9 protein-coding genes are annotated in these 15,005 nt (G+C 63.2%); 1 reads left to right on the top strand and 8 read right to left on the bottom strand.

The annotated features are described in order from the left end of the window. Positions 1–132: 132 nt before the first annotated feature. From EAH73_RS20225 to EAH73_RS20190, 8 genes are all read right to left on the bottom strand, one after another. Positions 133–762 carry a TetR/AcrR family transcriptional regulator gene (locus EAH73_RS20225; protein WP_140469252.1) on the bottom strand — a complete coding sequence of 210 codons (630 nt, stop codon included), beginning with the start codon at positions 760–762 and terminating at the stop codon, positions 133–135. Between the two features lie 59 nt (positions 763–821). Next, positions 822–2,147 (bottom strand): cryptochrome/photolyase family protein, encoded by a 1,326-nt coding sequence (locus tag EAH73_RS20220; RefSeq protein WP_140469251.1) that lies wholly within the window; start codon positions 2,145–2,147, stop codon positions 822–824. Positions 2,148–2,249: 102 nt separating this feature from the next. Next, entirely contained in the window at positions 2,250–2,966 is a 717-nt protein-coding gene (locus tag EAH73_RS20215) for an SDR family NAD(P)-dependent oxidoreductase (protein WP_140469250.1), read from the bottom strand. 86 nt (positions 2,967–3,052) lie between these two features. Beyond that, positions 3,053–3,646 (bottom strand): hypothetical protein, encoded by a 594-nt coding sequence (locus tag EAH73_RS20210; protein ID WP_140469249.1) that lies wholly within the window; start codon positions 3,644–3,646, stop codon positions 3,053–3,055. A 36-nt stretch (positions 3,647–3,682) separates the two neighbouring features. Then, positions 3,683–4,258, bottom strand: coding sequence for a hypothetical protein (locus EAH73_RS20205; RefSeq protein WP_140469248.1), 576 nt, complete (start codon positions 4,256–4,258; stop codon positions 3,683–3,685). Positions 4,259–4,581: 323 nt separating this feature from the next. Next, a complete protein-coding gene (locus EAH73_RS20200) occupies positions 4,582–5,712 on the bottom strand; it encodes a glycan-binding surface protein (protein ID WP_140469247.1) in 1,131 nt (376 codons plus the stop codon). A 117-nt stretch (positions 5,713–5,829) separates the two neighbouring features. Next, on the bottom strand, positions 5,830–7,503 hold the full coding sequence (locus EAH73_RS20195) for a RagB/SusD family nutrient uptake outer membrane protein (protein ID WP_140469246.1): 1,674 nt from the start codon (positions 7,501–7,503) through the stop codon (positions 5,830–5,832). Positions 7,504–7,527: 24 nt separating this feature from the next. Beyond that, positions 7,528–10,716 carry a SusC/RagA family TonB-linked outer membrane protein gene (locus EAH73_RS20190; protein WP_140469245.1) on the bottom strand — a complete coding sequence of 1,063 codons (3,189 nt, stop codon included), beginning with the start codon at positions 10,714–10,716 and terminating at the stop codon, positions 7,528–7,530. A 787-nt stretch (positions 10,717–11,503) separates the two neighbouring features. Between EAH73_RS20190 and EAH73_RS20185 the strand changes: the two genes are divergently transcribed. Next, a complete protein-coding gene (locus EAH73_RS20185; RefSeq protein WP_140469244.1) occupies positions 11,504–14,950 on the top strand; it encodes a pyruvate carboxylase in 3,447 nt (1,148 codons plus the stop codon). Positions 14,951–15,005 lie beyond the last annotated feature (55 nt).

Here is a 15,005-nt window from a genome sequence, read left to right as displayed (position 1 = left end):
GTCGCGCAGAACGCAGTAAAGCATCTTTACCGCAGCAGTAATTCTATTAATTACTTGCGCGGTGGGGATTCTTCACTGCGTTCTGCACGACCGTCCTAATTGTAAATAATTAATTATTTCTAATTAAATTAATTACCGCCGCACCAAAAATCGAACGAAATCAACGGCGGAATCTAGGGTGTTGCGGCCCACGAGGTCAAAGCTCAGGGTGACGGCTTTTTCCACGGCGGCGTCGGTGCGCTCGAAGTTCACCGAGTCGTCTTTGGCGAAGAAACCGAGCACGAACAGTACCTGCTGCCAGAAGAAGCGCGGGTAGCCGTCCTGCACCAGTGGGCGGTTGGCAATTTCGCCACTCACGCGGCCATCAGTCAGCAAATCAGCCACAAAGCGCTCGAAGTCCTGGCGGAAATCGTCGAGCACGCGGGGCGACAGGCCCGGCATGCGGTGCAGCGAGCGGCGCAGGCTCATGAGGGCGTAGGAGCGGTTTTGCTTGAGGATTTCGAGCAACGTGTAGTAGAAAGCCAGCAGTTTTTCGCGGCTGCCGTAGCCTTCCCACACCGGCTCGCTGGCGGCGGCAGTGCGCGCCTGCTTGCCGAAATCGGCCCATATTTCGCGGTCGATGGCCTCAAAGTTGGGGTAGTGCTGGTAGAATTCCGCCTCTGACCCGCCCAGCTGCTGGGTGAGTTTGAACACCGACGCGGGCGGATGGCCTTCGTTGAGCACGAAGTCCAGGTAGGCTTGTTTGATGCGGTCTTTTTCCATGGTATAACAACCCGTTGGGGCCCCAAACGGTTCGGGTTTTCTGGTAATTAACGCCGGGGCTACCCGGCTTCCTGGCGGGCTTTGCGGAGGGCTTCCACGGCGCGGTCGCGGCCAAATTTGTGCTCCACGATGGGGGCGGGGTACTCCTTGGTTTCGAGCTCCGGAATCCAGCGGCGCACGTATTCGCGCAGGGGGTCTACTTGCTCGATTTGGCTGTCGGGGCTGTACACCCGGAACCAGGGCGACGCAATGGCCCCGGTGCCGGCCATCCACTGCCAGTTGCCCACGTTGTTGGCCATTTCGTAGTCGAAGAGCTTGTCGGCGAAGTACTTCTCGCCCCAGCGCCAGTCGATGAGCAGGTGCTTGGTGAGGAAGCCAGCGGTGGTCATGCGCACGCGGTTGGGCAGGTAGCCGGTGGCGTTGAGCTCGCGCATCCCGGCATCCACGAGCGGGTAGCCGGTGCGGCCCTCGCACCAAGCCTTGAACTCGTCTTCGTTGTTGCGGTAGGGCACGTGGCGCAGCTTGGGGTCGTAGCTCTCGGTGGCCGTGTGGGGGAAGTGCCAGAGCAGCATCATGAAGAAGTCGCGCCAGATGATTTCCGACAGTAACTTGGGATTCAGCTCTTTGGCCTGGGCCATTACCTCGCGCACGCTGAGTGTGCCGAAGCGCAGGTGCACCGATTCGCGGGTGGTGCCGTGCTCGTTGGCGGGCGTGTTGCGGGTCTTGTGGTAGTCGCGCACCACTTTTTCGGAGGGCAGCTTAGCGGGCGTGGTTTGCTCGTCGCTGCGCGCAAAGCCCATGCTTTTGAGCGTGGGCCGGGGCCCTGCTTTGGCCGCGGTGAGGTGGTGCAAGTGCGCCTTTTTGAAGGCGGGCTTCGACTTAGCGGGCTCCAGCAATTCGTCCGTCAGCTGGGCCAGGTACGTCTTTAGGTAAGCCCCGAACACTTTGGGCACGGTGCCCGATTTGGTCATGATTTCCTCCTTGGCAAAAATCACTTGGTCCTTGTAGGTGTGAAATTCGGCTCCGTGCTTTTTCAGCATCTTGGCCACCGCCTCGTCGCGTTCGCGGGCGTAGGGCTCGTAGTCCTCGTTGGTGTGCACGGCGGCCACCTCAAAGTCTTTCACCAACTGCTCGAGCACTGCCAGCGGCTGGCCGTAGCGGGCCAAGAAGGTACCGCCGGCCTTCTCGGTTTCGGCGGCCAGGTTCTCTACGTGGTCGAAGATGAAGGTCAGGCGGGCATCGGCCTTGTCGGGCAGCTGGTCGAGAATGTCGCGGTCGTAGATGAAGAGTGGCACCACCGGCAGGCCGCTGGCCAGGGCCCCCGCCAGGCCCACGTTGTCGTGGATGCGCAAGTCGCGCCGGTGCCAGAACAGGCAGATTTTCATGCGGTTATTTGTCGGTTTCTAGTTGTTTGTTGTCCGTTGTTTTTACTTGTCAATGCCTTTATAAAAGCGATAACGAACAACTAAAAACTGACAACTAAATAATTACTTCAATTTGCCCATGCCGCCGTCCACGGCCAGCACTTGGCCGGTGACGAAGCTGCTGTGATCGGAGAGCAGGAAGGAGGCGGTGTACGCCAAGTCTTCGGGCTGGCCGATGCGCTGCAAGGGGTGGCGCTTGGCGCCGGCCTCGGCCTTTTCGGGCGTGCTGAGCAGGGGGGCGGCCAGCGGCGTGTTGGTGAGCGAGGGGGCGATGCAGTTCACGCGCACATTGCTGGCGGCGTATTCGGCAGCCAGGGCCCGGGTGAGGCCCTCCACGGCGGCCTTGGCGGTGGCGATGCTGGCGTGGAAGCTCATGCCCGTATCGGCCGCCACGGTGCTAAAGAGCACCACCGACGCACCGCCTTCGGCCTTTTTCAGGCGCTTCATGGTGGCTTGCAGCACGCGCACGGCCCCGAGCACGTTCAGGTCGAAATCGGCCTGGAAGTCTTCGGCCGGAATACGCTCGAACGGGCGCAGCTTGATGCTGCCGGGGCAGTACACTACGCCGTGCAGGGTATCGGGCAGGTGGTCGAAAGCCGTGCCCACGGGCTGGGTGGCGTCGTAATCGAAGTGGCTGGTGTTCAACGCGGCCAGCTCGGGCGACTGGTGGCGCGAAGCCGTGTGCAAGTGGGCCCCCAGGCCGCTGAGCAATTTGGCCGTGGCCAAGCCGATGCCGGACGAAGCGCCGACGATGAGGATGTGTTTCTCGTTGAAATTCATGAAGGAACCGGCGGGAATGGAGCTGAGCCGTGCAGGTAGCTAACTCCAATTCCGGGGCCCAGGTTTTGCTAATTTCCGGGCGTTGGCTAATCCAGCACGAGGTCGAAGCGGCCAGCGGTGAGGACCACCGCGGGGGCCCCCGGCGCCGTGGCCACCGTAAGCACGAACGTGCCCCGTACGTGGCGCGTGGCCGCGTCCCAGCTCGTGATGATTACTTCGGCGGGGGCCGCGGGTACGGGGTAGAACGTGGGGCCCTGCGGCACGTACTGCCCGCTTGCGTGGGGCGTAATTTCCTGGTAGTAGGTCAGTTGGCCGTCCATCGGGTACGTGCTGGGGCCCTGGAACGCGTTGATTAACAAGTGCAGCGCGTGGTACTTGCCGCCGGCGTAGACCGCGCTTTGGTCGTCCACGGCCCGCATGTCCAGCTGGGTGCCGCGCAGCCGGCCCGCCACGGCGCGGCTGTCGCCGAACGCCGCTACGAGGATGGAAATAAGGCTGGAAGAATTGTTGGCCACCACGGGCCGGCCGTTGGCATAAGAGGCCAAGGTGCTGCTGCCCTCAATTTGCCCGTCGGGCAGCGCGGGCTCCACGTCGGAAGCGGTGATGGTGCAGCCGGCCGCCAACAGCAGCCAGGGGATGAAAACGGCCGCCCAGGCGCGGTGGCGAGTAAAAGGACGCATCGATAAAAGCGGAATAACTGATGGGAGAGAATGGGGCTACTTGATGCGGTTCCCCCAACTGCTGAGGTTCAGCGTCAGCAGCACGCAATACGCTGAACGCTCGGGGTTGAAGTTGGCCTGGAGGGCCAGGCCCAGGCGCTGCTGGTTGCGGCCCAGGGGCCCCTGGAAGCCGATTTCCAGCGGCAAGCCCAGGGCCTGGTAGCGGCGGTAGGCGTAGTAGTAAGTGGCATCGCCCCACAGCAAGCCGCTGCTGCGCGTCGTGTAGCGGTAGTCGCCCAGCTGGCGGCCCAGCAGGTAGGCCAGGCCCGCGGCGGCGTAGGCCCGGCAGCGGCCTACGGGTAGGCTGCGGCCGGCCAGCACGGCTAGCTCTGTCTGGCGCGAGCGGGTATTTAGCTGGTCGAACAACTTGCTGCCGGGCCCCGACTTGGGGCCCCACCACGCGTAGCGGGCGCGGCCCAGCAGCAGCAGGTGGCCGCCGGTTTGGCGGGTGGCGTGGGCCTCCAAGCCGTTGCCGACGCCCAGGCCGCCGCTCCAGGGACCCGGCGGGTTGGCGGCGGGCGCTTGGGCCCAGGCCAGGGCCGGTAAGCACCAGATGAGTAGGGTTTTCATCATAAGGCTTGGCTGGGCAGCGGAAGGAGGGGCCCCGGGGCGGACCACAGCCGTAAAAGTGCCTTGGCTAACTGGGCGCCGCAAACCAAAAAAAGGCCGTGTCAGACTTTTGTATTAACATATACGCTGTTGTATAATGCTGATATAAAGAATATTAAGCAGTATGAATTAGCTATTTGGTCGCGCCAATTTAGTGGCCGGGCCCAGGGGCCCTAGTGGCGGCTGGCCTAGAACCGGGTGGCAGCGGCCGGGCGCAAAAAAGCAGCGGGCGGACGGCTGATTGCCGTCCGCCCGCTGCTGTCCAGTAGCTCCGGGGCCCCCGCAGGTTAGCCCTTGGGCACGATGCGGAAGTTGTCGAACGAGATGTCAGCGTCCAGCGCGCCGTCGCCGTGAAAGAGGAACTTAAGCTCGTGCAGTGGCCTGTTCAGGTCTTCGGCCTTTTTGATGAAAGCGCTCAGCGGAACGGTCATTGTGCTCCACTGGCCGCGCGTGTTGAAGGGCGTGGCGGGCGCCCAGAGGTAGGTGTTGGTGCCGCTGCCGGCATCCCCGTCAATGGCGAACTTGATAACGTTGGCGTTGAAAGGCTTAAGGGTATTTACCTCGAAGCGTAGCACGTAGTTGTTGGGGTTGGTTACCACGCCGGCGGGCAGCGCAATGGTGTTGTTCACCGTGAATTCCGTCCAGGCCCAGGCCCCAATGGCTTGGTTCACCCGGAGGAAAGCGCCGTTGATCGGGGCCGGCGTAGGGCCGGTGGTGATGTAGGTATTGCCGCCCCACACGCTGCCGCCCGTGTCGTAGCCGAAGACAATGTTCCGGTCGTCCTTGTAGCGGCCGGGCACGGCGGTTTCCTTGCCGTTGCTGTCCACCAGCTTTAGGGTTGCGCCGGGCGTGGCGTTGGCTGGCACCACAAAATACACCGAGTCGGCGGTGGTTTTGGTAATGGCCAGGGCCGTGCCGTTCCAGAGCAATTTGCCCTTGGCTGGGGTCACTTCATAGAGGTCAAAATTGCTGCCCACAATGGCTCCGCGCTGGCCGGGCGCGGCGTATTCGTTGGCCATGCTCGTCACCGCCATGGCCGGAATGCTGAGCGTGTAGCTGGTTTGGGCCGTGCCGCCCGCCGTGGTCACGGTCACAGTGTTGGTCACGTTTTTGGGCACCACGCGGGGCACTTGCACCGTGATTTCGGTGGCGGTGACGTAGGCATCGGCCAACGACACGTCCACGTCGTTGAACGAGAGCTTGCTCACGTTGCACAGGTTGTCGCCTTTGACGATGACCCAATCGGCCAGGTTGCCCGACGTGTTGGCGGCCGTGCGGTCGGTGGTCGAGGTCACGCCCGAGAGGCTGGGGGCGCCGCCGCACACGTCGGCGTCGTCCTTTTGGCAGCCCGCAAGGGCCACCGTGCCCAGCAGCAGGCCGCCCAGCAGGGCGTTGGTAAAGTTGCGGTTAGATTTCATACACGATTGATTTTCAAGATTTAGCAGAGAGCTTGCGTCGGTGGGAGGCGCGTGCCGCCCCATCCGCGCCCTTTGGGGCCAGGGGCAGGGCCCCGGGAGGCGGCACGCGCGCTCGGCCTACCAGCCGGGGTTGTTGCTGGTAATTAGCTTGTTGGCGTTCAGCTCCGACACCGGAATTGGCATCAGCAGGTGCTTGTTGGTGCGGCGCTTCAGCACGTTGTTCTCGTCGTTGTCGAGGGCGTTGAGCACGGGCAGGTAGATGCCCCAGCGCATCAGGTCCCAGCGGCGGTCGCCTTCCAGGGCCAATTCGCGGCGGCGCTCCTCCAGCACGAAGGAGCGGAAGGCCTGCTGGCCCATGCTCTTTACCTCGGACGCGCCGTTGCGGCGGCGCACTTGGTTCACGGCCTCAAGGGCTTCGGCGGTGGGGCCCCCGTTGGTTTCGTTGGCCGCCTCGGCGTAGATGAGCAGCACGTCGGGGTAGCGCAGCAGCGGGAAGTTGAAGTTGCTGCGCGTCACGGTGCGGTCGCTCACGGCCTCGAACTTGCGCAGGCGGGCCACGTGGGCATCGTCCACGCCCGACTGGTCGCCGGGCAGGTAGCCGTACTTGGCGCGCTTGGCCACGGCGGCGGCGCTCAGGTCGGTGCCCGCCACGGCCAGGCTGTCGCCGAAGGGGTAGTAGTGCACGCCGCCCCACATTTTCCAGCGGTGCAGCACGCCGTCGGTGATGCGCTGGTCACCGGGTTCAAACAGCCGGTACCAGTGGTCCGACTCGGCAATCCAGCCGCCCTCAATCTCGCCGAGGGTGGTGATGCGGCCGATGCGGAACAACGAGATTTCGTTGCCGTAGTTGGGGTCGTTCACCACGGTCTGGATGGACCAGATGTGCTCGCCCCGGTTCTGGTTGGCCACATTCCACACGTCGGCGTACGAGTTGAACAGGGTGTAGGCGTTGCTGCTGATTACCTCTTGCGCCTTGTCGCGGGCCAGCTTGAAGTAGTCGGCCGCGCTCAGGCCTTCGAGGCCCGCCACCACCGTTTTGGTGTGGGTGAGGGCCACGGGGGGCAGCAGAATTTTCTTGCCGCCCACCATCGAGTAGGTGGGGCCCCCCAGCACCGTGACCTGGCCGCTGGCCAGCGCACCGGAGGCCATCGTTACGTACACCTTGGCCAGCAGGCTCTTGGCCACGCCCTGGTTGGGGTGGCCCACAATGGCGGCGGCGGCCGGCAGCAGGTCCGTTTCGGCCGCCTTCAGATCGTTGATGATGAAGGCATAAATGTCCTTCACCGGCGTGCGGGCCTGCTGCGGGGCGGTGCCCTCCACAATCGACTTCTCAAACAGCGGCACCGGCCCGTAGGCCCGCACCAGCATAAAGTACGCCCAGGCGCGCAGCGTCTTGAGCTGCGCAATGGCGTCCTTCTGGGCCGTGGGGTCCATGCTCAGGGCCCCTACCTGCGCGATGCCGAAGTTGCAGCGGTGGATGAGCACGTAGGGGCCGCTCCAGCCCGTGTCGATGCCCCAGTAGTTCTGGAAGTTGCCGGCCCCGATGTCGCCAAAGGCCCAGCTCGGGCCGGTCGAGTCGTCCGAGTCGTAGTCCCACAGGTTCGGGAACTGCCCGTAGCGGAACATGTTGTCCGACACAATGGTGTTCAGGGCCCCGTTCACGTAGGCGTTGCTGTCCGTTACCTGGGAGGGCCCCACGTTCGAGATGGGGTTTTCGGTAATAAAATCCTTGCAGGCCGTGGCCCCGAGCAGCGAGGCCGCTGCGAAGACCGATAGAATGCTTTTTTTCATGATAAGCAGTTGGAATAAAAGCGGTTAGAAGCCAAGGCGCAGGCCCAGCGTGTAGGTGCGGCTGTTGGGGTAGGAGTTCATGTCCACGCCCCGGCGCGAAGCGTCGCCGCCGAAGGCATTCACGTCCGGGTCGAACCAGCTGTACTTGGTGACGGTGAACACGTTGCTCACGCTGCCGTACACGTTGATGGCGTCGATGAAGCTGGTGGGCTGCTTGAAGACGTAGCCGAAGTTGATGTTCTTGAGGCGCACGTAGGAGCCGTCCTCGATGAGGCGGTTGGAGAGGCGCTGCTGGCGGGTGTCGGCGGCCAGGGCCTTGGGCCACTGGGCGTTGGCGGCGTTTTCGGGCGTCCAGCGCGTGTCGTACACCTCCTGCGGCAGGTTGGCCACCTTGCCCATCCGAATCTGGTAGAGGTTGGTGTTCACGATGTCGCCGCCCTGCACGCCCTGCACAAACACGCTCAGGTTGAAGCCGCGGTACGAGAAGTTGTTGGTCACCCCGTAGCTGTACTTGGGGTTCGTGTTGCCGATGATGGTGCGGTCGCTGGCGCTGATGCTGGTGGGGTCTCCGTCGAGGTTTTTGTACTTGATTTCGCCGATCTGCTGGCGCTGCAAGGCCTCGCCCAGGTTGGCAAACTGCGGGTCGGCCTTCACCTCGGCCAGGTTGTCGTAGTAGCCGTCTTCCACAAAGCCGTACACCGTGCCGATGGGCTGGCCGTTGCGCTGCAAGAAGAAGTTATCGGCCCCGAAGTACAGGCGCTGGGCAAACTGGTCGCCCGGCAGGTCGCGCAGCTTGTTGCGGTTGAAAGAGATGTTGGCGTTCACGTCCCATTTGAAGCGGGGAGTGGTGAGCACTGTGCCGATGCCCGAAACTTCCAGGCCCCGGTTCTCCACCGCCCCGATGTTGGTTTGCTGCAAGGGGAAGCCGCTGCTGAGCGGCGTTTGCACCTGCTGGAGCAGGTCGCGGGTGAGCTTGCGGTACACGTCCACCGTCAGGTTGAAGCGGTTTTGCAGAATGCCCACGTCCAGGCCCACGTTGTACTGGCCGGTGGTTTCCCAGCGCAGGTTGGGGTCGGGGGCCCCCAGGTAGGGCTGGTCGGCGTAGCCGGCCTGCAGGCTGCCGCCGAGCGGGTAGGGCGAGAAGCCCAGCAGCTGCAGCGTGCGGTACGAGCCGATGCCCTGGTTGCCGGTTTCGCCGTAGCCCGCGCGCAGCTTCAGGTTGCTGAAGGCGTTCAGGTTGCGCATAAAGGCCTCGTCCGCAATGTTCCAGCCCAGCGAGAACGACGAGAAGTTGGCGTACTTGTTGGCCGTGGCAAATTTGCTCGACCCGTCGCGCCGGAACGACACTGTGGCCAGGTAGCGCCCTTTGTAGCTGTAGTTGATGCGGCCCAGCACCGAGAGCAGCGAGTTTTCGGTTTTGCCGCTGTTCAACTGCCGCTGGTTGGCCCCGTTGCCGATGCTGTTGTCCTGCAAAATATCGTCGGGGAAGCCCGTGGCCGACATGTTGCGGTAGTACGAGTAGCCCGTTTCGCGCGTCACGCCCGCCACCGCGTTGATGGTGTGGTCCTGGCCGAAGGTCTTGTTGGCGCTCAGGATGGACTCCAGCGTGATGCCGCGCCAGGTATCGTCCGATACGTAAGCCGAGCCGTTCACCTGGCGGCCCTCCTGCAAGCGGCGGCCAAAGTACACCTCCCGGTTGTTGGTGTTGTAGTTCACGCCCAGGTTCTGGCGGAAGCTCAGCCAGGGCGTAAACTGCATTTGCAGGTAGTTGGACGAATAAATGCCCACCGAGGCCGTCTGGTCCTTGGCCTGCTGCAAGTACAGCAGCGGGTTGGCCTGGGGGTAGTACGCGGTGGTATTTTCGCGGGCAATGGCCGCCGCGTCCACCGTGGTGGGGTACGTGGGCGGGAAGAACAGCGCCGAGCTGATGATGCTCGACTCGTTGCCGTTGGAGTTTGACTTGGCCAGCTTGTAGTCGCTGAAGGTCACGTTGTTGCTCGTGCCAAACTCCAGCCATTTGTAGAGCTTGCGGTTGATGTTGGCCTGCAGGCCGTAGCGCGTGTAGCCCGAGTTCTTAATGGTACCCTGCTGGTCGAGCACGTTGCCCGACACCGAGTAGTTGCCCTTGTCGCTGCCGCCCGAAATGCGTAGCGTATAGTCCTTGGTCAGGCCGGTGCGGAAAATCTGGTCCTGCCAGTTGGTGCCCGTAAAGCCGTCTGGCAGGGAAGTGCCCTGCACGCCCGTCAGAAAATCCTCGGGGGCCGGCTGGCGCGTCTGCGTGCCCGTGGCGGGGTCGAAGGCCACCACGCCGGGGAAGGGCGCAGTGCCCGGGGCCGCCCCGTTGTAGGTGATGTTGTTCTGGTACGCCTCGTTCTGAAACAGGGCGTACTGGTAGGCATCGAGCACCTTGATGCGCTTCGAAAGCTGGGCCACGCTGGTGTTGGCAATCAGCTCGATTTTATCCTTGCCGGCCTGGCCCTTTTTGGTGGTGATAAGCACCACGCCGTTGGCTCCGCGCGAGCCGTAAATGGCAGTGGCCGAGGCATCTTTCAGCACTTCCAGGCTGGCAATGTCCTGCGGGTTGATGTAGGACAGCGCGTTGGTTGACTGCTGCGACGTGACGCCCGCCGACGCCTGGGTGGGTGCGGGCGAGGTGAAGGGAATTCCGTCAATGACGTACAGCGGCTCGCTGCCCGAAAATGAGTTGGCTCCCCGGATGGTGAGGCTGATGCCCGCGCCTGGGGCCCCGTCGCTGCGATTCACCTGCACGCCCGCCACCTGCCCTTGCAGGCCCTGGTTGATGCTGGTGGGGATGGTTTTGAGGATGTCGTCGGTTTTGACGACGGCCACCGAGCCCGTCAGGTCGCTCTTCTTAATGGTGCCGTAGCCCACTACCACCACCTCATCAAGGGCTTTTTGCTCGTCGAGGCTCACGTCCAGGGTTGCCTGGCCGGTTACGCTCCGCTCGGTGGTCTGGTAGCCCACGAAGGAGAAAATCAGGACGGCCGGTGTGCTGGGCAGCGCCAGCGCGTAGGTACCGTCCGAGTTGGAGGTGGTGCCGCGGGTGGTGCCTTTCACCACAATGCTCACGCCGGGGAGGCGGTCGCCCTTGGCCCCGTCGGCCACGGTGCCTTTAATGGTTACCTGGGCCATCGACCGAAAGGGCGCGGCCACAAAGGCAAGGAGGAAAAATAACAGTAAGTGAGGTTTCATACGAAACGGGTTGGGTGAAGAGGTTTGGGCGTAGCAAGCAAGGCTGTTCCCCGCTCAAGCAGGGCGCGTGCGGGCACTGGGCAGGGGCCCCGGCAGCAGATGAGCAGAAGCGACGTCGCCGTGTTCTGTGTGCGAGCAGCTGGGATGGGCCATTTCGGAAGGCCCTGCAGGCACTGTTCGAAGCAATCCGTTGCACATCTTATTTGATGTGGCCGATAACAATCGTTTGCGGATGCAATTTAGAATTCGAACCTTTATCAAAAATTCATCTTCACCTCAAATTAATAAGCGCTTACTAGCATTTTATAATAGTATTTTTTCTAGTTATTATTCATTACATTGTTTATAATTGGCTTGATATTGAGTTAAAATCCAGTTTATCAATTATTTGTAGTATAATTATTGATAAAAAAGTACCTGAAATCTGGATGTCCGCGTCTGCGGCCTGCCGCGCGCGCCGGCCACGTATTTCAGCCCCGCGTGGCTCATAATACCAGCCCCCCGGGGGCAGCGGCGGGAGGCTGTTTTACTCGTTGCGCTTGCGAATACTTAGGAGGGCAATGCTGGGTGTGGGGGCCCAAGCCACGAGCGGCTGGGCACCTGCAACCCCGCTTGGGGCCCCGGCATTGAAACCGCTGGCCAGCCGCGCTGCGCGGGGTTTGCGCGTGGAAGGGGCGTGGGCGGGCGCCGGTTGAATTGGATAAATCTGCGTGATTTATGCATTGGAATTGGCACGGGTGGGGCCCCGGCCGTAGCTTAGCCGCCGGCTAGTCAACCGCTGTTCCGTATGAAAATCACCAAACTGCTCGTCGCCAACCGGGGCGAAATTGCCATCCGCGTGCTGCGCGCCGCCACCGAATTGAACATCCCCACGGTGGCCGTGTACACCCACGAAGACCGCTACTCGCAGCACCGCTACAAGGCCGACGAGGCCTACCAGATCGGCGGCGACGACGAGCCGCTGAAGCCTTACTTGGACATCGAGGGGTTGCTGCGCGTGGCCAAGGCCAACGGCGCCAACGCCATTCACCCCGGCTACGGCTTCTTGAGCGAAAACGCCACGCTGGCCCGCCGCTGCCGTGAGGAGGGCATCATCTTCGTGGGGCCCCGGCCCGAGGCCATGGAGGCCCTCGGCGATAAAGTGCGCGCCAAGGCCGTGGCCGTGGAGTGCCAGGTGCCCCAGATCGAGAGCAGCGAGCAGGAGCTGAACGACTTCGAAACCGCGAAAAGCGAGGCCCAGCGCATCGGCTACCCCGTGATGCTGAAGGCGGCCAGCGGCGGCGGCGGCCGTGGCATGCGCGTCATCCGTGACGATGAGCAGCTGGAAAAAGGCTTTTTTGAGGCCCGCAACGAGGCCCTGAACGCCTTTGGCGACGATACGGTGTTCCTGGAGAAGTTTGTGGAGCGGCCTAAGCACATCGAAGTGCAGCTCGTGGGCGACCAGCACGGCCACCTCGTGCACCTCTACGAGCGCGACTGCTCGGTGCAGCGCCGCTTCCAGAAAGTGGTGGAGGTGGCCCCGGCCCTGGACTTGCCCGAGCACCAGCGCCACCTGCTGTACGAGTACGCGCTGCGCATTGGGCGGGCCGTGGGCTACGACAACGTGGGCACGGTAGAGTTCCTCGTGAACCCCGAGCAGGACCGCATTTACTTCATCGAGGTGAACCCCCGCATCCAGGTGGAACACACGGTGACGGAGATGGTGACGGGCATCGACCTCATCAAAACCCAGCTCTTTATCGCTGCCGGCTACCCGCTGGAGTCGCCCGAAATTGGGCTGGGCGCGGGCGTGGTGGTGCCGCGCAACGGCTGCGCCATCCAGTGCCGCGTGACGACCGAGGACCCGGCCAACGACTTCAAGCCCGACTACGGCACCATCGTGGCCTACCGCTCGGCGGGCGGCTTTGGCGTGCGCCTCGACGAGGGCTCGGTGTACCCGGGGGCCGTGGTGTCGCCGTTTTTCGACTCGTTGCTGGTGAAGGTGTCCACGCACTCGGCCACGCTGGCCGGCGCGGCCCTGAAGATGCTGCGCACGCTGGAAGAATTCCGGGTGCGCGGGGTGCGCACCAACATCCAGTTTTTGCAAAACATCGTGGCCGACGCCGATTTCCAAGCCGGCCGCGCCACCGTCGATTTCATCAAGGACCACCCCGGGCTGTTCAAGTTTGAAACGCGCCTCGACCGGGCCACGCGCCTGCTGCACTTCATCGGCGACGTGGTGGTGAACGGCAACGCCGACGTGCCGGCCGCCGTGCGCGAGGCCCCGCGCCCCGCGCTGCGCCGCCCGCGCCTGCCGCACTTCGACGCCGACGCCGTGCCTGCGCCCGGCACCAAACAGAAGCTCGACGAACTGGGCCCCGAGAAGTTTGCCGAATGGCTGCGCGCCGAGCCGCTGGTGCACTACACCGACACCACGCTGCGCGACGCCCACCAGAGCCTGCTGGCCACCCGCATGCGCACCTACGACATGCTGAAGGTGGCCCGCGCCTACGCCCAGCGCCACCCCCAAACCTTCTCGCTGGAGGTGTGGGGCGGCGCCACGTTCGACGTGGCTTTGCGCTTTTTGCACGAGGACCCCTGGGCCCGCCTGGCCCGCCTGCGCGAGGCCGTGCCCAACATCCTGCTGCAAATGCTAATCCGGGGGGCCAACGGCGTGGGCTACAAGGCGTACCCGGATAATTTGACCGAGAAATTTGTGCAGGTGGCGGCCGAAACGGGCGTGGACGTGTTCCGCATTTTCGACTCGCTGAACTGGATGAAGGGCATGGAGTCGTGCATCAACTTTGTGCGTAAAACCGACCGCTTGGCCGAGGCCGCCATCTGCTACACCGGCGACATCATGGACCCGAAGCGGACCAAGTACACGCTCGATTATTACCTCAAGCTGGCCAAGCAGCTGGAGGACGCCGGGGCCCATATCCTCTGCATCAAGGACATGGCCGGGCTGCTGAAGCCCTACGCCGCCGGCGAGCTCATTGCCGGCCTGCGCGACACCGTGAAGCTGCCCATTCACCTGCACACCCACGACACCAGCAGCCTGCAGGCCGCCACCCACCTCAAGGCCGTGGAGGCCGGCGTGAACGTAATTGACGTGGCCCTGGGGTCCCTGTCGGGCCTTACCTCGCAACCCAACTTCAACTCGGCGGTGGAAATGATGCGCCACACGCCGCGCCACCGCGAGTTCGACCAGGCCTCACTTAACGAGTTTAGCAACTACTGGGAAGCCGTGCGCGAGCATTATTACCCCTTCGAGTCGGGCTTGAAAGCGGGCACGTCGGAGGTGTTTCAGCACGAGATTCCGGGCGGGCAGTACTCCAACCTGCGGCCCCAAGCAGCGGCCCTGGGCCTGGCCGACAAGTTCGAGGAGGTGAAGCAGCGCTTTGCCGACGTCAATCAAATGTTCGGCGACATTGTGAAGGTGACGCCCAGCAGCAAAATCGTGGGCGACATGGCCTTGTTCATGGTGAGCAACAACCTAAGCCCGGCCGACGTGATGGAAAAAGGGGAAACGCTGAGCTTCCCTGAGTCGGTGCGCGAGCTGTTCCGCGGCGACATTGGGCAGCCCGAGGGCGGCTGGCCCGCCGAGCTGCAGAAGCTGGTGCTGCGCAACGAAACGCCCTTCACCGACCGGCCCAACGACCACTTGGAGCCCATCGATTTTGATAAGGAGTGGGCCGCGTTTCAGGAAACGCACCCCGGCGGCAAGTTTACTCACTTGCTCTCCAGCCTGCTCTATCCCAAGGTGTTCGAGGAATACTGGGCGCACCGCGAGCTGTACGGCGACGTGAGCCGGGTGCCCACGCCGGTGTTCTTTTACGGCCTGGAGCTGGGCGAGGAAACCATCGTGGAAATTGCCCGCGGCAAGTCGGTGCTCGTGAGCGTGCAGTCCGTGGGCCCCGTGAACGAGGAGGGCACGCGCACGCTGTTCTTCATCCTCAACGGCCAAACCCGCAACCTGGAGGTGCGCGACCGGGCCGTGGCCGTCACCAAGGTCAGCAACCCGAAGGCCGACAAAGCCAACCCCCACCAGATTGCTGCGCCGCTGCAAGGCATGCTCAGCAAAGTGCTGGTGGAAGCCGGGGCCGCCGTGCCGCGCAACACGCCGCTGTTCGTCATCGAGGCCATGAAGATGGAAACCACCATCACGGCCCCCAACGACCTCACCGTGGCCAGCATCGACCTGCCCGCGGGCACCCGCGTAGCCGCCGACGACCTGGTGCTGACGGTGGCGTAGCCGGCAGGCGTTAGGGCCCCGGGGCCCTAACGCCTGCCGGTGCTGGCGCACGTAA

It is taken from the genome of Hymenobacter nivis (genome assembly GCF_006439025.1).
In the GTDB taxonomy this organism is placed as follows: domain Bacteria; phylum Bacteroidota; class Bacteroidia; order Cytophagales; family Hymenobacteraceae; genus Hymenobacter; species Hymenobacter nivis_A.
Note: the sequence above shows the minus strand (reverse complement) of the source record. Positions and strands in the feature narration are given on the sequence as shown.